Genomic DNA, 19,489 nt, shown 5'->3' on the forward strand with positions numbered 1-19,489 from the left:
CGAGCGGCTCAAGTCCGAGCCGCTCGACCCAGCGCTGTGCCTCCGCTGGAAGTACCGCTGGAAGTGCCGCTGGAAGCTGCGCAGGCGCCGGAGCGGAGCTCATTCGTCACCGCGCTCACGCGACGGCCGCCTCACGGGTCTTGCGGAAGCGCCCGCTCATCAGGATCAGGACGAGCAGCGTGAGCACGTACGGGCCCGCGTCGGTGAGCTGCTGCGGCAGGCCGAACGACTGGAGGCGGAAGCCAATGGCGTCCGCGAAGCCAAACAGCAGGGCCGCACCGAGGACGCCGACGGGGTGCGCACGCGCCAGCATAACGACGACCACGGCGATCCAGCCACGGCCCGCCGACATATTTTCACCGAACAATACGACGTTGCCGAGCGCGAGCTGTGCGCCACCGAGGCCGGCGAGTGCGCCAGACGCGAGGACCGCACCGAGCTGGTATCGCTGCGGGTTCACGCCCATCGTTGCGGCCGCGAGCGGACGCTCGCCAACACCGCGCATCCGCAGGCCAAGCGGCGTGCGGAACAGGACGATCCAGAGCGTCGGTACGAGGAGCAAGGCGAGGTAGCCGAGCGGAGTGAGCGCGAAGAGCGCACCGATCCAGGGAATGTCAGCAAGGAACGGAATTCGCCACGTCGGGATCCCATCGATGCCGGGATCCTGGAACACGCCCTGCACGTCGAAGACAGCGACAATCAAGAAGCTCGTCATCCCGACAGCGAGAATGTTCATCGCGATCGCGAGCACGATCGGATCGCCCTTCCGATACACCGCCCCGTAGCCGAGGATCAGCGAGAACAGCATGCCTGCGAGCATCGCGACGATGACGCCGACCACCCAGTTGTGCGTGAAGTACGACGCTGCGACGCCGGCGAAGGCACCGACGAGGAGCATGCCCTCGAGGCCGATGTTGAAGATGCCAACCCGCTCAGCCAGCATGCCACCGAGGGCCGCGAGCAGGATCGGGATCAGTGAGCGGAGGACCGAGGAAATGAGGTCCTCATTGAACAGATCGAGGAGGTTCATCGCTCGTCCCCCTTCGAAACTGCGGATGCCGGGCTCACCGGGGCAAGGACAGGCGTGGAGTGCTCGCCGGGATCCGGATCGGGATCACCGCCGATTTCTGCAGCCTTCCGCTTCCCGAACCGGGGGAGTGCCACCCGGAACGCCAGCAGAATGATGACGAGCGCTTGGATCACCGCGGCGATCTGAGGTGACAGCCCGAGCTCGCGGCCCATCGCGTCGCTGCCCACCATAATCGCGGCAAAGAAGAGGCCTGCGATGACGATGCCGACCGGTCGGTACAGTGCCAGGAGCGTCACGAGCAGGGCAGTCCAGGCAAAGTTCGTCTGGATGAAGTATCCCTCGATGAGGCGGGTACTCGGGGCGCCGATGATGAGCATCATGCCGAACATGCCAGCGAGGCCACCGGAGATGGCCATCGTGCGCAGCACGAGCGGGCCCGGCTTCACACCGCTGTAGCGCACAAACTCGGCGTTCTGCCCAGCCAGACCAGACTCGAAGCCGTACCGGGTGCGACGGTTCACAAAGATCGCACCGAGCACCACGAGGATGAGCACGACAATCGACCAGTTCACGCCGGTGAGCACCATCGTGACAGGGTTGGTCGCGCCCAGCGTATTGCGCAGCGTTTCAGCAAAGCCGGAGTCGCGCGGCACCAGCATCGACAGCTGGATCTCGGGGCGCACCTGCTCGCTCGCGACGAGATCAGAAGTCGGCTCATCGAGCTTGTACCGGATCAGCCATGAGGAGAAATAGCGTGCTGGATAGTTCAGCAACAGCGTCGACAGGAGGATCGGGACGCCCAGCAGGTTTTGCAGTACGGCGGTAATCAGGCCCCAGAGCGCGCCAACCGCGATCGCCGCGATGAATGCGAGCGGAACGATGAGCACCGCGGGCCCCGGCACGTAGATCGCGACGATGCCGCCTGCGAGCGCACCCAGACCGGCCTGGCCTTCAGTGCCGAGGTTCAGTACACCGGCCCGGAATGCGACGGCGATCGCAATGCCGATCCCGATGATGGGTACGGCACGCTGCAGAGTGCTCGCGATCCCCGCGCCAGTTCCGAAGGAGCCATTGACCATGGCGACGTACCCGCTGACCGGATCCACCCCCGCAATGAGCATGAAGCACGCGCCGATGACAAGCGCGAGCACCACCGAGATCGGGACCGGGCTGGCAAGCCAGCGGCCGACGCTGTTCAGAGTTTTCACCGTGCGGTCTCCTTGTGCGAGTCGGCCTGAATCGTGCCAGTTCCTGGTCGGTGCTGCGCCTCCGGTTCGTGCCCAGCCATGTAGAGCCCGAGCAGTGCTTCGGTGGCTTCCGCCTGCGGCAGCTCTGCGACGAGCCTGCCCTCAAACATGACGAAGATGCGCGAGGACAGCGACATGATCTCGCTGAGCTCTGCGGAGATCAGTAGCAGTGCCCCTCCGGCATCGCGGTACTCACACAATTCGCGGTGGATCGACTCGATCGCGCCGATATCGACGCCGCGGGTGGGCTGTTCAGCGATCAGGACTGGGGAACGGTAGTCCAACTCGCGTGCAACCACGATCTTCTGCAGATTGCCGCCAGAGAGCGTGCCGACCGGGGTGGAGGGGCCAGCGATTTTTACGCCGAACCGAGAGATGAGGCGTTTCGCGTGCTCGACCATCGCGCCGCGCGAGAGCAGACCGCGACTCAAGATGGGAGAAGCTCGATGGTGACCGAGCGCGAGGTTATCAATCGCGCTTGCAGCGCCAGCCGAACCAACGGCGTGACGATCTTCCGGCACATAGGCGATCCCGCCGTCGCGCCGCTGAGAAATTGATGCGCGGCTGAGATCCGCTCCACTGACGTGGACCTCGCCCGCGGAGACGCGACGCATTCCGATGATCGCCTCAGCCAGTTCGACCTGGCCGTTGCCAGCTACGCCCGCGATACCGACGACCTCGCCTGCGCGCACTGTGAGGCTCGCCTCTGAGACGGCATTGCGATCGCCGGATCCGGGAACTGTGAGTGAGCGAACGTCAAGCGCGGTGTCGCCAGGTGCCTGCGCTGGAGGGGGTGTGGAGAGATCGACGTCGCGCCCGGTCATGTGGCGTGTGATCTCGGCGGGTGAACTCTCCGCAGTGACCAGTTCGGCAACATTGCGGCCGTCGCGGAGCACGGTGACGCGATCCGAGATGGCCATGACCTCGTTGAGTTTGTGGGTAATCAGGATGATGGTGCGGCCGTCAGCTTTGAGGGCGCGCAGCACGTCGAAGAGACGCTCGGTTTCCTGAGGAGTGAGGACAGCGGTCGGCTCGTCGAGGATGAGCACTTTCGCGTCGCGATAGAGCGCCTTGACGATCTCGACGCGCTGCAGGACTCCCACGGGCACTGAGTCGACTCGGGCAGTCGGGTCGATCTGCAGGCCGTAGCGATCCGCAATCTCCGCAACGCTGCGGTTGGCTGCCTGGCGATCAATGAGCCCGCGCTTCGTCGGCTCGCTGCGGAACACCACGTTTTCTGCGATGGTCAGTGAGGGGAACAGCTTGAATGACTGGAACACCATGCCAATGCCGGCATCGATGGCATCCAGAGGTGAAGCGAAGCTCACGCGCTCGCCCCGAATGAAGATCTCGCCCTCATCAGGTTGCATGACGCCGGCGAGCTGAGACATCAGGATTGACTTGCCCGCGCCGTTCTCACCCATGAGCGCGTGGATCTCGCCCGCTGCAACGGTGAAATCGACGTTGTCGTCGGCGAGCACGCCTGGGAAGCGCTTGGTGATGCCGCGCATGGAGACCTCGACGGGCATCCTGCCTCCTTCGGTTCGGCGGAGTAATTGGGGCGGTGACTGCGAGAGCTGGAGTCAACGTCATGGCCGGGAGACATCGCGCAGTTGCGACGGCTCCCGGCCACGACATTACCGGTTACGCGAGAGGATCGGTGACCTTGATCTTGCCGCTCACGATGTCGTCGCGGATCTGCGTGACCTGACCGAGCACGTCAGCGTTCTCCATGACGGTGCACTGTGAGTCAGCGGCGCCCTCGGTGAGGCTGACCAGAGTCATGCCCTCTTCCTTGAGGCCGAACGAGGTGGTGGCCTCAGCCGAGCTCTTGCCGTCCATGATCTCGCCAACAACAGTCTCAACGACCTTGTTCACAGACTTCACGGTGCCGTCAACGACGGAGCCGGGAGCCATCGGGCACTGGTTGGCGTCAACGCCGTACGCGAAGAAGCCCTTCTCTGCTGCCGCCTCCATGATGCCGCCGTTTGCAGCGGCGCCTACGGCGAACATCTGGTCAACGCCGGTGCCCGCGTACGCGAGTGCCTGCTCCTTGGCGCGAGCCGTGTCAGCGAACGGGTTGTCGCCGCCGATGACCTGCGGGGCCACGGTGTCGACGTCCTTGTTCACGCTCTTGGCACCCTCGGCGAAGCCGTCGGAGTACTTCTTGAGGAGCGGGTTGTCGACCGAGATGACCGAGCCGACCTTGTTGGCCTGCGTTAGCAGTCCTGCCTCGACGCCGAGGAGGTAGGAGGGCTCCTGCTCGCGGAACGTCGCCTGGTAGAGGTTCTCTGGGGCACCCTCGACGGCGGTGTCGATGAGCAGGAACTTCTGGCCCGGGTTCTGCTCTGCGAGCTCCTTGGCGACGTCGCCGAACTGGAACCCGAGCATCACGACGACCTCCGGGGCGACTGCGATAGCTGCCTCAAGGTTCGAGCGACGCTGCGCCTCGTCCTTCGACTCGTAGGTCTTCGAAGTGCCCTCGAACGTCTTCGCGACAGCGTCGATACCGACCTTGCCGGACTTCAGGAACTCGTTCTGCCCAATCGGATCGCTCGTGATGTAGATAAACGAAGGGCCATCAGCGCCGGAGTCGGCAGCGTCGCCGCTGCCGCCAGCGCAGGAGGTGAGGAGCAGAGCAGCTGAAGCTGCGCCCGCAATGAGGGCCGCGCGGGCGCGGCGCTTGGTGAAGAACATTCGAGTTCCTTTCGGATATGACGGGAGTGCGAATCGGGAGATAACTACAGATTAGGAGCGCAGCGGCTCGAGCGGAACCGTTGCGAGCGTCTCGCCTGATCCTGGGCGGATGATGCGCCGCTCAGTGACGATTGCCGTGATGAGTTCGTGGGGGGTGACATCGAACGCCGGGTTGACTGCACCGATGCCTTCTGGTGCCGTGCGTGTGCCGCCGAAGCCGGCCACCTCGTCGACACCGCGATCTTCGATCTCGATGTCGGCGCCGCTCGCGGTCTTCATATCAACGGTCGATTCCGGGGCCACCACGATGAAGGGCACACCGGCGTGCTGCGCCGCGAGCGCGAGCGAGAACGAGCCGATCTTGTTCGCGGAATCACCGTTGGCCGCAATGCGGTCGGCGCCGATGAACACGGCATCAGCGATCCCGCGCGACAGCAGGAACGGGCCGGCTGAGTCGATGAGGAGACGGAACGGGGCGCCCATGCGCTGCAGCTCCCAGGCGGTGAGCCTGGCTCCCTGCAGGAGCGGGCGAGTCTCGAGCGGGAATGCTTCAGCGAGCGAGCCCTGCTCCAGCAGCGTCTGGATCACGCCGAGCGCGGTGCCGCGCTCGACAGTGGCGAGACCACCCGTGTTGCAGATCGTCATGACCCGCACGGGGTCCTTGCCGGTGAGCTCACGCGTGAGATCCGCTCCCCGCAGACCCATTGAGATGCAAGCGGCGATGTCCTCATCGCGGATCGCAAGCGCCTCTTCGAGGATCGCAGCTGCTCCCTCATCGAGGCGGGTGAGTGCGCGATCCACACCCCAAGAGAGGTTGACGGCCGTGGGGCGCGCCTCACGGAGGAGATGCGCTTGTCGGACAACTTCGTCGCGGTCAAGTGCGACAGCAGCAGATCCGTCCGCCGACGTTCCACCAGCAGCAACGTTGGCGGCGATCAGCGCGACACCCATAGCACCAGCCACGCCGAGCGCGGGGGCTCCGCGCACGGCTAAACGCTGGATATCTGAGATGAGGTCTGGCAGATCCGTCACCCTGCGCTGTTCGAGGCGGTGCGGAAGAAGCGTTTGGTCAACGAGCTCAATCGCTCCATCAACCCAGTCGATCGTGCGCATGCGGTGCTCCTTCAAATCTCACCGAGGGCTGCGAGCCGTCCCCCGAATGCGGTATCGCGTCCATCAGAATACCTGAATCTTGTCAGACCACGTTAGACGGCGTACAAGCTCGGCGCGAAGTGGGCACGGAACCCACCCGCCACCCGCCAGTCACAAAACGTTCACCACCGCTCTGCGCGTGTCTCTACAGTGAACATCATGATCCAGGCGTAGCGTGTGTGCCATCGGGCAGGGTGCCCGATCGAGGCGGCCAGCCACCTCGATTGGAGTGGACGGTCGTCGCGCTGATCCGGGCTTCATCCCCGGGGCAGAGGAGCCATCGTGGCCGAGAAGAATCACCCCGCACTCCCCGCAGTTGACACTCTCGCAGCAGTTCCCACACCCACCGCCGGCGACGCCCACGAGCAGATCACGGGCATTAACCAGGGGTTGCGGACCTACGTGCTCGACACGTCGGTCCTGCTGAGCGATCCCGGCGCGCTATTCCGGTTCGCCGAGCACTCGGTGGTCTTGCCGGTTGCCGTGGTGATCGAGCTGGAAAAGAAGCGTCACGATCCCGAACTCGGGTATTTTGCGCGTCGCGCGCTCCGCATCCTCGATGAGCTGCGAGCCACACACCTGCGGCTCGACTTCCCGGTGCCAGTCGGTGAGGCGGGCGGCACGCTCAGAGTTGAGCTGAACCACACGAGTATGGACACCCTGCCCTCCGGGATGCGGCTGGGCGACAACGACACGCGGATCCTCGCGGTAGCGCAAAACCTCGCGGGGGAGGGAGTAGACGTCACGGTCGTGTCGAAGGACCTGCCGATGCGGCTGAAGGCAGCGGCGCTCGGGCTCGGCTCCGAAGAGTACCGCGCCGAACTCGCGAGCGATGACTCCTTCACCGGCACGGCCACGGTGCAGCTCGAAGAAGAAGAGATGCGAGTGCTCTGGGAAGCCGAGCGCATCGACGGAGTTGCCGCAGCAGAGGGCCTGCCGCTTGGCACAGGTCTGGTGCTCCACTCCCCGCGCGGCTCGGCGCTTGGACGCGTTGACGGGCCGGGCGGACTCCACCTCGTACGCGGCGACCGTGAAGTGTTCGGAGTCTCCGGGCGCAGTGCGGAACAGCGGCTGGCGATTGACCTCCTGCTCGACCCGAACGTCGGGATCGTGTCTCTCGGCGGAAACGCTGGCACAGGGAAATCGGCGCTCGCGCTCGCCGCAGGCCTCGAAGCGGTGCTGGAACGTAGGCAGCACCGCAAAGTGATGGTGTTCCGCCCGCTCTACGCAGTGGGAGGGCAAGACCTCGGGTACCTGCCGGGCGATCACGCCGAGAAGATGAATCCGTGGGCGCAAGCCGTGTTCGACACGCTCGGCTCCATCGTCTCGCAGAACGTGCTTGATGAGGTCGTCGCGCGAGATCTCGTGGAAGTGCTGCCGCTGACCCACATCCGCGGGCGTTCGCTGCACGACGCCTTCGTGATTGTGGATGAGGCGCAGTCGCTTGAGCGGGGTGTACTACTGACGATGCTCAGCCGGATCGGGCAGAACTCGCGCGTCGTGCTCACCCACGATGTCGCGCAGCGCGACAACTTGCGCGTCGGCCGCTACGACGGCATCGCAGCGGTGATCGAGAAACTGAAGGGACACGCCCTGTTCGGTCACGTCACGCTCACGCGCTCGGAACGCAGCGACATCGCCGCTCTCGTGACCGAGCTGCTGGGCGACTAGGCGCGGGTTGGTGGGTTGAGCGGGTTGGGGTGGCTGGCTGGCTTGGCGGGTTGGGTTGGCGGGCTAGCTTCTTGGCTTGACTGCTTGGCGGGTTGGGTTGGCGGGCTAGCTTCTTGGCTTGACTGCTTGGCGGGTTGAGTTGGTGGGTTGGGAGGCTGCCTACTTGGCAAGCCCTCCCTCCCGCTCCTCGGCCCTCCTGCCCGCTCTTCGGCCCTCCTGCACTGCGGGACCCATCCTGCGTGATCCCTGCCCCTCCTTCGCTACCCCTCCTTGGCTCGCCGTGCCCCTCCTTCGCCGCCCCTCCTGTTCATGGGTCGATTTTCGGGCCTTCAGAAGCTTGAAGCCCCGAAAATCGACCCATGAGCCTGAGCGGCCACTGCTCTCGCGCCCAACGTCTCGCCTTGTGGGAGTCTCCTCGCTGTCCGAGAGGCTGAGCTTCTCGAAGGGCTCAGGGATCCTCCCTGCCTGTGCCACCCCGCTCGTGCCCGTCCTGTCTCGTGCCCCTGCCACTCCTTCGCCATCCCTCGTGTTCATGGGTCGATATTTGGACCTTCAGGAGCTTGAAGCCCCGAGAATCGACCCATGGGTCCTAGGGAGCCAGCGCCCTCGCGCCCAACGACTCGCCTTAAGAGAGTCTCCTCGCCGTCCGGGAGGTTTGTGGTCTTCGAAGGGCTCAGGGATCCTCCCTCCCTGTGCCACCCCGCTCTTGCCAGAACCCCGCTCGTGCTCGTGTCTCGAGTCTCGTGTCTCGTGTCTCGTGCTTCGTGCCCGTCCTGCCTCGTGCCTCCCAGCTCCTGTTTTCCCTGCCCCTGCCCCTCCTTCGCCACGCCTCCTGCTCATGGGTCGATTTTTGGGCCTTCAGGAGCTTGAAGCCCCGAGAATCGACCCATGAAACGGGTGTGCGAGGTGGGCACGACGCCACGCCACGCGCGCGAAACTTCGCTCACAGCTGGGGGTTATCCACAGATTCGAGGTGCGCGGCCCTCTGGCGTTCGCGAGTACCCACACTGGACTCATGCCTTGGCCTCACACCCCAGTCCCCGCAGACCTTGCGGGCAGAGCGTTCCACGTTTCCGAAGGCGTTGCCGCCGGACTCACCCTAGATGCGCTGCGCCACCCACGCTTCGCTGCGCCGTTTCCCGGCGTGCGAACGGTGCGCACCAGCGCGAATGCGAACTCCGACTCCGCCCTCTTCCCCGCGCGCGCCGCACAAGCACTCGCGCTGCAGTTCGTGCCGCGGCTCAGGCCTGGTGAGGCCTTCAGCCACACCACCGCGCTTGCCCTGCTGGGGTGCCCGATTCGCGCGGCGCCCGACGTCCACACGATCGTGCCGCGTCCGGCCAGCCGATCGAAAGTGCGCGGTGTCATCGGGCACACGTACTCCGGCGAATTCACCCACTGGATCGATCGGAGCACAGGCGCCCGCACAGTGCCGCCACTGCTCGCCTTCACCCTGGCAGCGGCGTTGCTCAGCGTTCGCGAGCTCGTGGTGGCCGCGGACCACCTGCTGCGTCCAAACATTCGAGCTCGTGCGGGCCCGCTGGCCACGCACGAGGAGCTGATAGCGGAGGCCCAGCGCGCACGAACGCCCGGTGTGCTGCGCGCCAGAGCGGCGCTCGAATTCGCGAGGTCAGGATCGGAGTCACGAATGGAAACACTGCTCAGGCTCGTGCTGATTGCCTACGGGATTGACGTATTCGAGTTGCAAATCGACGTACACGACCCATCTGGGCGCTGGATCGGCAGATTCGATATGGGAGACCTGGAGCGCAAGATTCTCGTGGAGTACGACGGGGAGCAACACCGCACCAACGATGAGCAGTACGAGCGTGATGCCGAGCGACTTGCTGCTGCGCATGATGCCGGGTTTGTGGTGTTGCGGTTTCGGCGCCGCGATGTGCTCTATCGCCCACGGGCGACGGCGGGCAGGATCGCGGATGCGCTCGGGGTCCCGCTTCGTCCGCCCGATGGCGTATTCCAGGCGCTGCTCGCAGCACGCTGAGCGAAGCACGCTGAGCGCAGGGTCCGAGGCGGGGGCGAGGCGGGGGCAGGGGCGCACGTGCTCCGCGCGAAGCCGGTAGCCGTCAGCGACCGGGCGAGCCGCTCCGTCTCCGGTACACGCGCATCCAGAACGGCCTGCGGATCAGTTTCGACCTCGGGGGACCGAGGCCCTAGCGCGTCAGCGCCTCGTGCCACTCGACAGTTGCCGCGAGATTCGCTGCGGCGCTCGCCGCAGCCGCCTCTGGATCGCGGTGTGTGATCGCCGCAAGGACCTCGTCGTGGCCGCGCGGTTCGTTGCGGCAGAACCCCTCCTGGGACTGCGCCGCCCGCATCGATTCATGGAGGAGCGGCAGGAGGGCCGTGTAGATCTCGAACAGAATTGGATTGTGCGCCGCTCGTGCGACTGCTTCGTGCACCGCGACATCGGCGTCGACCCACTCCTCATCTGACGCAGCAGCGCGAGTGGCAAGCGCCGCGGTGATCCGCGCAATGTCGTCCGCATTGGCGCGCTCCGCCGCGAAGCGGGCGAGCTGCGGCTCCAGCGTGTTCCGCGCCTCCAGGACATCAAGCAGGCTGCCTCCCGAGCGCGCCAGTGCACCGGGCACCTCGCTTGTCGCGCGCACGAAGGTGCCGTCGCCCCTGCGAATCTCGAGCATGCCCGAATACTGCAGTGCGCGCAGCGCCTCGCGGAGCGTGCCTCGGGCGACTTCAAGTTCCGCCATCAACTCCGGTTCCGGCGGGATCCGTTCGCCGAGCTGCCACCGGCCCTCCACGATTTCGGCGCGGAGTCGCTCGACGACCTGATCGCTCAGTGAGCGCTGCTGTACCGGATCGAGTGTCATGTATGCGATGATAGTCCCTTCATGATGGGTAGACGTTGGATGTTTGGACGTGTAACGTCACTGGGGTGGCGTGCGCGCCGGAAAGACAGGGGTGAAGTGGTGAACGCGAGGAATCGGTCGGGGCTGGCAGCACGGGAGCGGTCGGCGTTGGGACGCGCCGCGCCGCTCCTGGTCGCGCTCCTCCTGGTGGCCCTGAACCTGCGGCTCGGGATCACGAGCGCGAGTGCCTTGCTCACCGCGCTCACCGAGACCGGGGCGCTGTCCGCCTTCGCCGTGGTGCTGGTGCCAGCGATCCCGACCGCGGTGTTTGCGATTGCCGGGATCAGCACCGCGCGCCTTGCCCTCCGCTACGGCGCCGAGAAGGTCGTGCTCGGCGGCATGATTGCGCTCACGGGAGGGCTTGCGGTTCGTGCAATCCCCGACCCCTGGGTCGTGGTGATTGGCACCATCGTCGCAACTGGCGGCCTCGCGATGGTCAACATCCTGCTCCCTGCGGTCGTGCGTGCCCACTTTGGGCAGCGGATCGGACCGGTCACGACGGCGTATACGACCTTGATGTCTGTCGGTGCGGCGACCGCAGCGGCGGTGGCCGTGCCGCTCGCGAACTGGGCGGGCTCACCCTCTGTGGGCCTCGCCCTCTGGGCCATTCCCGCGCTCATCGCCGTCGTCGTCTGGGCGATCGCCATGCCCAAGGGCGGACCAAGCGCGGGCGCCGGTGAACCGGAGTTGACCGCGTCTGGCACGGTGATGCTGCCGGGAACCCGCCGCCCGCTGCCCGCAGGAACGGGGCTGCTCGCTGCCTACTTCGCACTGCAAGCACTGCTCAGCTACGTTGCGATGGGGTGGCTTCCGACGATCGCGTCCGACGCCGGGATCCCGCCAGAGCGTTCGGGGATGCTGCTTGGCATCACGATGGCTGTCGGCGTACCAGCCACCGTGCTCGTCGTCCCACTTGCGCGCGGTATTGGCCGGATGCGGATCGGCTTTACGCTCGTTGCCGCGGCAAGTGTCGCCGGACTCACCGGCCTGCTCGTGGCTCCCGCCGCGCTGCCGGAACTCTGGGCCGCCCTGATCGGCATCGGCATGTGCGCGTTCCCACTCGTGCTTGCGCTGATCGCTGGCTTTGGCGCGAACGCCGCGGAATCGGCGCGCGTGTCGACGCTGGTGCAGTCGCTCGGATACTCGATTGCGACGCTGGGCCCGCTCGGAGCCGGCGCACTGCGGCAGGCAACTGATTCCTGGAGCGTGGTGCTCACCGTGCTCGTCGGATCCGTGATCCTGCAGGGCACGATTGGAGTGCTGCTGACTCAGGTCCTCAAACGGCGCCGGGCTGAGCAGCGCGAGGAGCGCTCTCCGCAGCAGCTCTGAGTTCTGCAGCGTATCCACGCAGGGACCGTTGGTAGCGGGGAAGCTGCGGGATCAGGGCATCGAGTGACACCGCAAGAGCCTCGTCGTACCGTCCTGCTGAGTGCAGCGCGAGCGCGAGGAAGGCCTCTGGCGCGGCTCCGAGCGCGGGATCCGGGTCGCTCGCGCGCAGCAGCGCGATCGCCTCGTCGTACCGACCGAGCACGCGGAGCGTCGAGGCGAGCTGCACGGTGAGTTCAGCGCGTGCGGTACCGGCCAGCCCCAGTTCAATCGCTCGCTCATAGTGCGCGACCGCGAGTTCCTCGTGGCCCGCGGAATCGTGGGCGCCGCCGAGTTCGAAGGGACCACGCGGATCCGCGTCGTCGAGCTCTCCGACGAGCGCCTCGATGCGTGCGAGTACGACCTCAGGGCTTGCGGCGCTGTCTGCCCACACTGCGTCAACTCGTGCCTGCCAGCTTTCTGATGGCATTGCAGATCCCTTCTCCAGCTGCGGCCCTCAATGCACTGTGCCGCGGGCAGGATCACCGATCCGGCCCGCGGCACAGTGCCGTGCGTGCTGCGAGCTACTTCGCGACGCCCGGGTGGGTCATCGAGAGCAGATCGAGTGCCTTGTCGAGGTCGGCCTCGGTGACTTCGCCGCGCTCGACGTAGCCGAGATCCACCACGGCCTCGCGCACCGTGATGCCCTTGGCAACGGAGTGCTTCGCGATCTTTGCTGCGGCTTCATAGCCGATAAGGCGATTCAGCGGGGTCACGGTCGAGGGGCTCATGCCTGCGAGAGTTTCCATGCGCTCGAAGTTGGCGGCGAGGCCAGCAACGGTCTTATCGGCGAAGACGCGCGACACATTGGAAAGCAGGCGGATCGACTCGAGCAGCGCGGTGCCCATGACGGGGATCATCACGTTGAGCTCGAAGTTGCCACGCGCTCCGCCCCAGGCGATCGTGGCGTCGTTGCCGATGACCCGTGCGCAGACCATAAGGGTCGCCTCGGGGATTACGGGGTTGACCTTGCCAGGCATGATCGAGGAGCCGGGCTGCAGATCGGGGATGTGCAGCTCACCGAAACCGGTGTTGGGGCCGGATCCCATCCAGCGAACGTCCTCGGCGATCTTCGTGAGCGACACCGCGATCGTGCGGAGTGCGCCCGATGCCTCAACGAGGCCATCGCGGTTCGCCTGCGCCTCGAAGTGGTTACGCGCCTCGGTGATCGGCAGGCCGCTTGAAGCGGCGATCTCGGCGATGACCTTCTCGGGGAAGCCGAGCGGCGTGTTGATGCCGGTGCCGACGGCCGTGCCACCCTGGGGCACCTCGGCGACGCGGGGAGTGCGGCGTCGATGCGCTCAATGCCGTAGCGGATCTGCGCTGCGTAGCCGCCGAACTCCTGGCCGAGCGTGACCGGGGTTGCATCCATAAGGTGCGTGCGGCCCGACTTCACTGCGGTCTTCCACAGCTCAGCCTTCTCCTCGAGCGCCTCTGCAAGGTGTGCGAGCGCGGGCTTGAGCTGTTCGATCAGCGCACCGGTCACAGCCACGTGCACGGACGTGGGGAAGACATCGTTTGAGGACTGCGACGCATTCACGTGATCGTTCGGGTGGACGGGAGCGCCGAGGTGCTTTGTCGCGAGCGCAGCGAGCACCTCGTTCATGTTCATGTTCGACGACGTGCCAGAGCCCGTCTGGTAGGTGTCGACGGGGAACTGATCGTGGTGCGCGCCAGCAATGATCTCGTCGGCTGCGGCCTCGATTGCGCGGGCGATGTTGCCGTCAAGAATGCCGAGCTCAGCATTTGCGAGCGCTGCCGCGCGCTTGATGCGGGCGAGGGCCACAATCTGGGCCGATTCCAGACCCGAGCCTGAAATGGGGAAGTTTTCTACGGCGCGCTGCGTCTGCGCGGCGTAGAGCGCGTTCTTGGGAACGCGGACCTCACCCATCGTGTCGTGCTCGATGCGGTACTCGATCTCTTCAGTCACAACTGTCCTTTGTCTCAGGGATTGCGGGGTGATGCGGGATTAGTCAAGGGGGGCGAGGTCGACCTCGACGGGGCCAACGACGGTATACGGCACGGCACGGCCTTCGGTCAGGCGGTACTGGCAGCCGACCACGGCGAGCGTGCCTGCGTCAACGGCGTCACTGATTGCGCGCGAGGTGCGCAGCAGTTCGTTGACAGTTGCGGCGAGGTGGATCCGGCCGACGGCGTTCGCGTCGATTTTTGCGGCGTCTGCGTACGGGGTGTCCGTGTTGTTGCGGAGCCAGAGCTGCTGCACGGCCGGCTGGATCGGAGCGAGTGTGTGGCGCACCGACGAGGTCGTGGTCGATGGCGTGCGGCTCGACTGGTCGATTGCGGCGGCGACGGCGCCACAGGAATCGTGGGCGAGCACGACGATCAGCGACGCTCCGAGCTCGGTCACGGCGTACTCCATCGACGCGGTGATCGACTCCGCAACGACGTGGCCCATATTGCGCGCGATGAACAGGTCGCCGAGGCCACAGTCGAAGATGATCTCGGCCGCGAGTCGGGAATCAGAGCAGCCGAACAGCGCGACGTCGGGGGTCTGCTGGTTGACGAGCTCGCTCCGGCGTTCAACGTTCTGGTTCGGATGCGCAGACGCGCCGTTGACAAACCGTTCGTTGCCCGCCGCAAACTCGTCCCAAGCTTGCTGGGGGGTGACGCGGGGGGTCGTGCTCATTCGATCTCCTTCGCAGTAACGGCATCTGGCTCGCCGAGCGACTCGGCCACCTGCGAGGCGAGCACCCGGATGGTCGCGGGGGTATCGGTGCCATAAACCAGGATCGTGTCATTGCCCCAGGTGCCCTGCATCCCGAACAGCATGTTGGCCTCGCCGGGGTTGCGGTCGGTGTGGTCATACACGATCCACTCGATACCACCCAGTTGCTCGGTGCCCGTGGGGGCTTGCTGTTCGAGCTGCTGCGCGATCCACGTGTCGTTGACTGGGGCGCCGTCAGCGGTGAAAGCCTGGGTTACAGCGGCGTAGGCCTCGTCAGCGGTCGTGTAATTGAGCTGCCACGAGGTAATGCCGCTGCCGCCGCGCAGCTGTGCCTGTTTCGCCTTCCACCCATCGTCGACGGCGGGAGCCGCGAGCGTGCGTCCGGCGCTGGGGGCGGCCTCAACGGCGAGCTCGGCGACGTTGACGGACTGCTCCGCAAACGTATCGGTGCCGCGCGGCACGAGCAGGTACATGACCAGGACGAGCCCGAGCGTGACGAGCAGCGAGAACACGAGATTGTTGACCGTCTTGCGCTGGCGGTAGAGCCGGCTATCGCGAGCTTTGCGCGCGGCGGTTTCTGCCGTCGTTTCCGGGCGGCCGAGCTCGGCCACCACGACGGGCGGTTTGTTCTTCTTCGCCATGACTACGCGTCTGCCCCCTGGCCTGTAGCTGTTGTGTCAACCGCTCCCGAGCCCTGACGCGCGGATTCGAGCCGCTGCCGGGCGCCGATCAGCCACTCTTCACATCGGGCGGCGAGGACTTCGCCTCGCTCCCAGAGCTGCAACGACTCTTCGAGTGTCGTCCCCCCTTGTTCGAGGCGAGAGACGACCTGAATAAGCTCGTCACGGGCCTCCTCATAGCTGAGGGCAGCGGGATCCCGGGTCTCGGAAGCAGACATGGCTGCCAGTCTACTCACCGTGGATGGGAGCGCGCGCGGTGCTCGCGAGGACTGCAGACGAGTGAGCGCGCTGTGCGGTGGCTTCCCGCCGCACAGCGCGCTCGCAGAGATCCCGCAGTACTCCCGCTCGCTGAGTTCCCCGTCGCTACCGCGTGGCCGCGGCTGTTGGCGGCGGGGCCGACTCCGATTCCGGATCGACCGCTTTCTTGCCGAGCTTTGCCCAGGAGCGCCGGATGATCCGTTGCACGGAGGTGTCCAGCGCAACGGCAATGATCAGCGTTGCACCGACCAGAATCGTCTGCAGGAATGGCGACGCCTGCATGAAGACGAGCCCGGCTCGCAGCACGCGGAAGAAGAGCAAGCCAGCGACGACGCCGCTGATCCGACCGACGCCGCCCTCGAAGGCTACGCCACCCAGCAACACGACGGTGAGCACTTCGAGTTCCAGGCCCGAGCCGATATTCGGGTTTGCTGACTGCACTTTGGCCGACAAAAATAGCCCGGCGAGAGCCGCGAAGGCGCCAGTGGCTACGAACAAGAGAAACCGAGAACGCTGCACATTGACGCCCATGAGTCGTGCAGCCCGCTCGTTGCCACCGATGGCCTTCACTTCTTTGCCGAACTTCGTGTGATTGAGCACGTACCAGCCGAGCGCGATGACGAAGATGAGCGCGATGATCTGGATTGGCACAGGCCCGACCTTCAGCGTGCCGATCGCTCGGAATGCTTCGGGGAGCTCGGCACGCGGGACCGTGCGACCGTCGGAGATGAGGAGAGCGAACCCACCCCAGACGCTGAGCGCACCCAGCGTGACCACGAAGGAGTTGAGGCCGAGATACGAGATGAGGAAGCCGTTGAGTGCGCCGGCAGCGACTCCGGTCATGATCGCAACGAGGAAACCGAGCAGCGTCGACCCGGTGCTGCTCATGGTGAGTCCGCCTGTGATCGCGGCAGCTGAGGCCACCGAACCGACGGACAGATCGATGCTTCCCGACATGATGAGGAATGCAGCCGGAATGGCGATCAGGCCGAGCTCGGCTGCCTGCAACAGGATGCTCTGACCGTTGGCGAATGAGAAGAAGTTCGGGCGCAGGATCGAGAACACGGCGACGAGCACAACGAGGGCGAGGAAGATGCCATTTTTCGCGGCAAAAATCTTAAGGCGTTCGGAGTTCATGGGCGGCTTTCGATCAGGCCCGCGCCGGAGCGACACGGGTGAGGAGGGAGGCAAGGAGGTCTTCGTTGAACTTGGGGGAGCGCGGCACGTCCTGGTGGGTTGCACCATTCACGGTGACAGCGCGATCACACATGCTCGCGATTTCGTCGGATTCGCTTGACGCGACGACGACGGCGGCTCCAGCGGCCGCCGCGGCGCGTACCGCCTCGACGATGTCGAGCTTCGCGCCAACGTCGACGCCTTGCGTTGGTTGCGCGAGCACGAGGAGCCGGGGCTGAGCCGGGTAGAGCCACCTGGCGAGGAGGTGCTTCTGCCGGTTGCCCCCGGAGAACTGCGAGATTTCAGCGTCTGCGCCGGGACCTCGGATATCGAGTGCGGTGCGTGCGTGCGTGTACACCTCGCGACCCGAGGCGCCGGAGACCCACCAGCCGCGCGCCCCGGATTGGCCAAACCAGGGGAGCATCACGTTGTCGATCGCGGTTTCAGATCCGACGAGTCCTTCGGTATCGCGATCCGGAGGTACGAAGAACACGCGGCGTTTGATTGCTTGCGCCGGGGAGGTGAATCGCACCGGTTCGCCATCGAGTTGAAACTGACGCGGTGTTCCTGCCCCGCCGAGACTGGCGGCGAGCGCGAATTGTGGCCCGCCTGCCATGCCGAAGAGACCAACCACTTCGCCGGAGCGAACCACGAGATCCTCGTGCAGCGGGTCATCGGATGGCAGCTCAACGACCGCCTGACCGGGCTCAGTGTGGGTGAAATCCAGTGAGCGGAGATCAGGTACGAGGGCCTCGGCGAGACGCGCCGGGGTGAAATCGGTGGTGGGGCCGTCGACTACCAGGCGGCCACCCCGGAGCACGACGATTCTGGTGCACACTTCGAGGATGTCGGGAAGTCGATGCGAGACGTAGAGCACGGTCACCCCCTGGGCGGCAAAGCTCCGGATCAACTCGTGCAGTGCTTCTGTTTCGGCCTTGCCGAGTGCAGCTGTCGGCTCGTCGAGCAGCAGCACTTTCATCTCACCTGCGAGCAGCCCGCGTGCCAGGTCGACGAGCTGACGCTCTCCCAGGCCGAGCGCCGCAACGGGCATGTCGAGGGGGAGCTGAGCGCCGACTGTGGCGAGCGCTTCGGTCGCGAGCCGTCGCCGCTCGGCCATGCGCGGCGCAGGTCGGGCGAGGAAGAGATTCTCCAGCACTGACATGTTTGGCGCGAGGGCGGGTTCCTGGTGGATCACCGTGATGCCGAGCTGCGCGGCCTCACGCGGAGTGAGCTTGCGCGCGACCGCCACGCCGTCGACGGTAAATGCGCCTCCTGTGGCCTGGATCACTCCGGTCGTCACGTTGCACAGGGTGCTTTTGCCTGCGCCGTTGTGACCGAGGAGGCCAATGATCTCGCCTGGTGCTGCCGCAAAGCTGACGTCTTCGAGCGCGCGCGTCGCACCGAAGTCGACGGTCACCCCCGAATACGCGAGTCGTGTTGGCAGCTGCGATCCAGGCAGTGGCTCGCGCTGTTGTGTGTCACGCGGCATGGTGACTCTCCTTCCACCGGTTCCCCGGGTATGTGCGCCGGTGTGCCTGAAAAGCTGGGGCGCCGGGGAGTCGGCGCCCCAGCAAGGGTGCTACTGGTTGGCGAGCAGGTACTGGTCTGCGTTGTCCGCGGTCACCTCGACCGTCGGTACCGTCTCGTCGGTGACACTCTTTCCCTCAGCCGCGTCGATGAGCATTTGCGCGTTCGCTTCGGCGAGTTCACGTGCCGGCGCGATGAATGCGTAGCGCCAGAATGACTGTGGCTCCGCGATGATCTCGAGCTCGGCATCCGTGGCGTCGAGATTGACGAGCAGCATGCTTTCGTCGGTGGGAGAGACGCCGGAATCCGTCAGCGCCTGGTACGCCCCGAGTGCGGGGTCATTTGCGATGGCGAGCCACACCTTTGTATTTGGCACTGCGTTCAGCTGGTTCTGTACTGCGGCGTAGCCGTCATCGAGGCTGAGTACTTTGTGCTCAGTGATATTCAGGTTGAGCTTCGCAGCGTCGAGTGCATCGAGCATGCCCTTGCCACGGAGGCGGCCGAGATCGGTGTCCGGCCACCCGAGGAATGCCACGTCGACCTGCTCGTCGCCGTACTTCTCCTTGATCCACTCTGCCGCACGGGTGCCTGCTTCGCGGCCGTCAGCTTCGTGATCGAGCACGACCGCTCCTGCGACGCCCTCCCAGGTGCTGCCATAGCCCAGTACGGGGATGCCAGCGTCGGTGGCTTGGCTGGTGACCGCCACCATGGCGTCCGACTGCACCGGGTAGCCCATGATCGCTTTGATGTCGCCGCGTACGATCCAGGATTCCCAATCCTGCACCTGCGTCTGCGCATTCCACTTCGGGTCGTCGGTGACGAACTCGTAGCCGGCATCGGTGACAGCGGTCTCCATGAACGGCAGCATGTCGTTCCAGATCTGGATATCGAGGCCGGCGAAGCTCATTGCGACAGCGCCCTTGTCGGCGCCGCCGGATCCTGCGCCAGAGCCTGCGTCAGAGCCGCCGCCCGAGGTGCAGCCTGCGAGTGCGAGTGCGGTGCTGGCGGTGAGCGCGACCACGGCCAGAGTGCGACGCATGCGTTTCATGTCTGTGACTCCTTTGTCGTTGGTCCGTACCTGTTCCGCGTGAATGCGGGGCACGGAGGTGCCGCGCGGC

At 65.6% G+C, this 19,489-nt stretch carries 16 protein-coding genes and 1 pseudogene; 3 read left to right on the forward strand and 14 right to left on the reverse strand.

Annotated features, from left to right (window positions below; all coding sequences use genetic code 11):
* Positions 1 to 115: 115 nt before the first annotated feature.
* The 5 genes from K1X41_RS13095 to mtnA all read right to left on the reverse strand — a co-directional run bounded on the left by K1X41_RS13095 (position 116) and on the right by mtnA (position 6,087).
* Entirely contained in the window at positions 116 to 1,030 is a 915-nt protein-coding gene (locus tag K1X41_RS13095; RefSeq protein WP_132202100.1) for an ABC transporter permease, read from the reverse strand.
* Positions 1,027 to 2,238 (reverse strand): ABC transporter permease, encoded by a 1,212-nt coding sequence (locus tag K1X41_RS13100; RefSeq protein WP_132202102.1) that lies wholly within the window; start codon positions 2,236 to 2,238, stop codon positions 1,027 to 1,029. The genes K1X41_RS13095 and K1X41_RS13100 overlap by 4 nt, the downstream gene beginning before the upstream one ends.
* The gene (locus K1X41_RS13105) at positions 2,235 to 3,806 is read right to left on the reverse strand and encodes an ABC transporter ATP-binding protein (protein WP_220174797.1); all 1,572 of its coding nucleotides are present in this window, start codon (positions 3,804 to 3,806) and stop codon (positions 2,235 to 2,237) included. Before K1X41_RS13105 ends, K1X41_RS13100 begins: the two co-directional genes overlap by 4 nt.
* A gap of 115 nt (positions 3,807 to 3,921) precedes the next feature.
* Positions 3,922 to 4,974 (reverse strand): BMP family ABC transporter substrate-binding protein, encoded by a 1,053-nt coding sequence (locus K1X41_RS13110; RefSeq protein WP_132202106.1) that lies wholly within the window; start codon positions 4,972 to 4,974, stop codon positions 3,922 to 3,924.
* Positions 4,975 to 5,025: 51 nt separating this feature from the next.
* Positions 5,026 to 6,087 (reverse strand): S-methyl-5-thioribose-1-phosphate isomerase, encoded by a 1,062-nt coding sequence (gene mtnA / locus K1X41_RS13115; RefSeq protein ID WP_132202108.1) that lies wholly within the window; start codon positions 6,085 to 6,087, stop codon positions 5,026 to 5,028.
* A gap of 408 nt (positions 6,088 to 6,495) precedes the next feature.
* Here mtnA and K1X41_RS13120 point away from each other — a divergent pair, with 408 nt between their 5' ends.
* Together K1X41_RS13120 and K1X41_RS13125 are read left to right on the forward strand one after the other, a co-directional pair.
* A complete protein-coding gene (locus tag K1X41_RS13120) occupies positions 6,496 to 7,797 on the forward strand; it encodes a PhoH family protein (RefSeq protein WP_133615753.1) in 1,302 nt (433 codons plus the stop codon).
* Between the two features lie 1,015 nt (positions 7,798 to 8,812).
* Positions 8,813 to 9,799, forward strand: a complete 987-nt coding sequence (locus K1X41_RS13125) for an endonuclease domain-containing protein (protein WP_220174798.1) — start codon at positions 8,813 to 8,815, stop codon at positions 9,797 to 9,799.
* A gap of 169 nt (positions 9,800 to 9,968) precedes the next feature.
* On the opposite strand, the gene K1X41_RS13130 is transcribed toward K1X41_RS13125, so the two are convergent.
* Complete coding sequence (locus tag K1X41_RS13130; protein ID WP_220174799.1) at positions 9,969 to 10,640, reverse strand: FadR/GntR family transcriptional regulator; 672 nt, start codon at positions 10,638 to 10,640, stop codon at positions 9,969 to 9,971.
* Positions 10,641 to 10,787: 147 nt separating this feature from the next.
* Between K1X41_RS13130 and K1X41_RS13135 the strand changes: the two genes are divergently transcribed.
* The gene (locus K1X41_RS13135; protein ID WP_165875556.1) at positions 10,788 to 12,008 is read left to right on the forward strand and encodes an MFS transporter; all 1,221 of its coding nucleotides are present in this window, start codon (positions 10,788 to 10,790) and stop codon (positions 12,006 to 12,008) included.
* Here K1X41_RS13135 and K1X41_RS13140 read toward each other — a convergent pair.
* From K1X41_RS13140 to K1X41_RS13175, 8 genes and pseudogenes are all read right to left on the reverse strand, one after another.
* Positions 11,956 to 12,474 (reverse strand): tetratricopeptide repeat protein, encoded by a 519-nt coding sequence (locus tag K1X41_RS13140; RefSeq protein WP_132202118.1) that lies wholly within the window; start codon positions 12,472 to 12,474, stop codon positions 11,956 to 11,958. The genes K1X41_RS13135 and K1X41_RS13140 overlap by 53 nt on opposite strands.
* Positions 12,475 to 12,568: 94 nt before the next feature.
* Positions 12,569 to 13,935, reverse strand: a pseudogene (locus K1X41_RS13145) (class II fumarate hydratase).
* A 78-nt stretch (positions 13,936 to 14,013) separates the two neighbouring features.
* Positions 14,014 to 14,691 (reverse strand): carbonic anhydrase, encoded by a 678-nt coding sequence (locus K1X41_RS13150; protein WP_132202122.1) that lies wholly within the window; start codon positions 14,689 to 14,691, stop codon positions 14,014 to 14,016.
* A complete protein-coding gene (locus K1X41_RS13155) occupies positions 14,688 to 15,371 on the reverse strand; it encodes a DUF4245 family protein (RefSeq protein WP_133615659.1) in 684 nt (227 codons plus the stop codon). The genes K1X41_RS13150 and K1X41_RS13155 overlap by 4 nt, the downstream gene beginning before the upstream one ends.
* Positions 15,372 to 15,373: 2 nt before the next feature.
* Positions 15,374 to 15,628 carry an exodeoxyribonuclease VII small subunit gene (locus K1X41_RS13160; RefSeq protein ID WP_132202126.1) on the reverse strand — a complete coding sequence of 85 codons (255 nt, stop codon included), beginning with the start codon at positions 15,626 to 15,628 and terminating at the stop codon, positions 15,374 to 15,376.
* 145 nt (positions 15,629 to 15,773) lie between these two features.
* Complete coding sequence (locus K1X41_RS13165; RefSeq protein ID WP_133615660.1) at positions 15,774 to 16,805, reverse strand: ABC transporter permease; 1,032 nt, start codon at positions 16,803 to 16,805, stop codon at positions 15,774 to 15,776.
* 13 nt (positions 16,806 to 16,818) lie between these two features.
* Positions 16,819 to 18,333: an ATP-binding cassette domain-containing protein gene (locus K1X41_RS13170; protein WP_220174800.1), complete on the reverse strand. Its 1,515-nt coding sequence runs from the start codon at positions 18,331 to 18,333 to the stop codon at positions 16,819 to 16,821.
* A gap of 90 nt (positions 18,334 to 18,423) precedes the next feature.
* Positions 18,424 to 19,419: a sugar ABC transporter substrate-binding protein gene (locus tag K1X41_RS13175; RefSeq protein ID WP_132202132.1), complete on the reverse strand. Its 996-nt coding sequence runs from the start codon at positions 19,417 to 19,419 to the stop codon at positions 18,424 to 18,426.
* Positions 19,420 to 19,489 lie beyond the last annotated feature (70 nt).

Origin of the sequence: Leucobacter luti, assembly GCF_019464495.1 — a bacterium.
Lineage (GTDB): Bacteria > Actinomycetota > Actinomycetes > Actinomycetales > Microbacteriaceae > Leucobacter > Leucobacter luti_A.

Excerpts from the sequence above, each read along its gene's own strand:
- K1X41_RS13095 (WP_132202100.1), bottom strand. The coding sequence starts at position 1,030 with ATGAACCTCCTCGATCTGTTCAATGAGGACCTCATTTCCTCGGTCCTC.
- K1X41_RS13105 (WP_220174797.1), bottom strand. The coding sequence starts at position 3,806 with ATGCCCGTCGAGGTCTCCATGCGCGGCATCACCAAGCGCTTCCCAGGC.
- K1X41_RS13110 (WP_132202106.1), bottom strand. The coding sequence starts at position 4,974 with ATGTTCTTCACCAAGCGCCGCGCCCGCGCGGCCCTCATTGCGGGCGCA.
- mtnA (WP_132202108.1), bottom strand. The coding sequence starts at position 6,087 with ATGCGCACGATCGACTGGGTTGATGGAGCGATTGAGCTCGTTGACCAA.
- K1X41_RS13125 (WP_220174798.1), top strand. The coding sequence starts at position 8,813 with ATGCCTTGGCCTCACACCCCAGTCCCCGCAGACCTTGCGGGCAGAGCG.
- K1X41_RS13130 (WP_220174799.1), bottom strand. The coding sequence starts at position 10,640 with ATGACACTCGATCCGGTACAGCAGCGCTCACTGAGCGATCAGGTCGTC.
- K1X41_RS13140 (WP_132202118.1), bottom strand. The coding sequence starts at position 12,474 with ATGCCATCAGAAAGCTGGCAGGCACGAGTTGACGCAGTGTGGGCAGAC.
- K1X41_RS13150 (WP_132202122.1), bottom strand. The coding sequence starts at position 14,691 with ATGAGCACGACCCCCCGCGTCACCCCCCAGCAAGCTTGGGACGAGTTT.
- K1X41_RS13155 (WP_133615659.1), bottom strand. The coding sequence starts at position 15,371 with ATGGCGAAGAAGAACAAACCGCCCGTCGTGGTGGCCGAGCTCGGCCGC.
- K1X41_RS13160 (WP_132202126.1), bottom strand. The coding sequence starts at position 15,628 with ATGTCTGCTTCCGAGACCCGGGATCCCGCTGCCCTCAGCTATGAGGAG.
- K1X41_RS13165 (WP_133615660.1), bottom strand. The coding sequence starts at position 16,805 with ATGAACTCCGAACGCCTTAAGATTTTTGCCGCGAAAAATGGCATCTTC.
- K1X41_RS13170 (WP_220174800.1), bottom strand. The coding sequence starts at position 18,333 with ATGCCGCGTGACACACAACAGCGCGAGCCACTGCCTGGATCGCAGCTG.
- K1X41_RS13175 (WP_132202132.1), bottom strand. The coding sequence starts at position 19,419 with ATGAAACGCATGCGTCGCACTCTGGCCGTGGTCGCGCTCACCGCCAGC.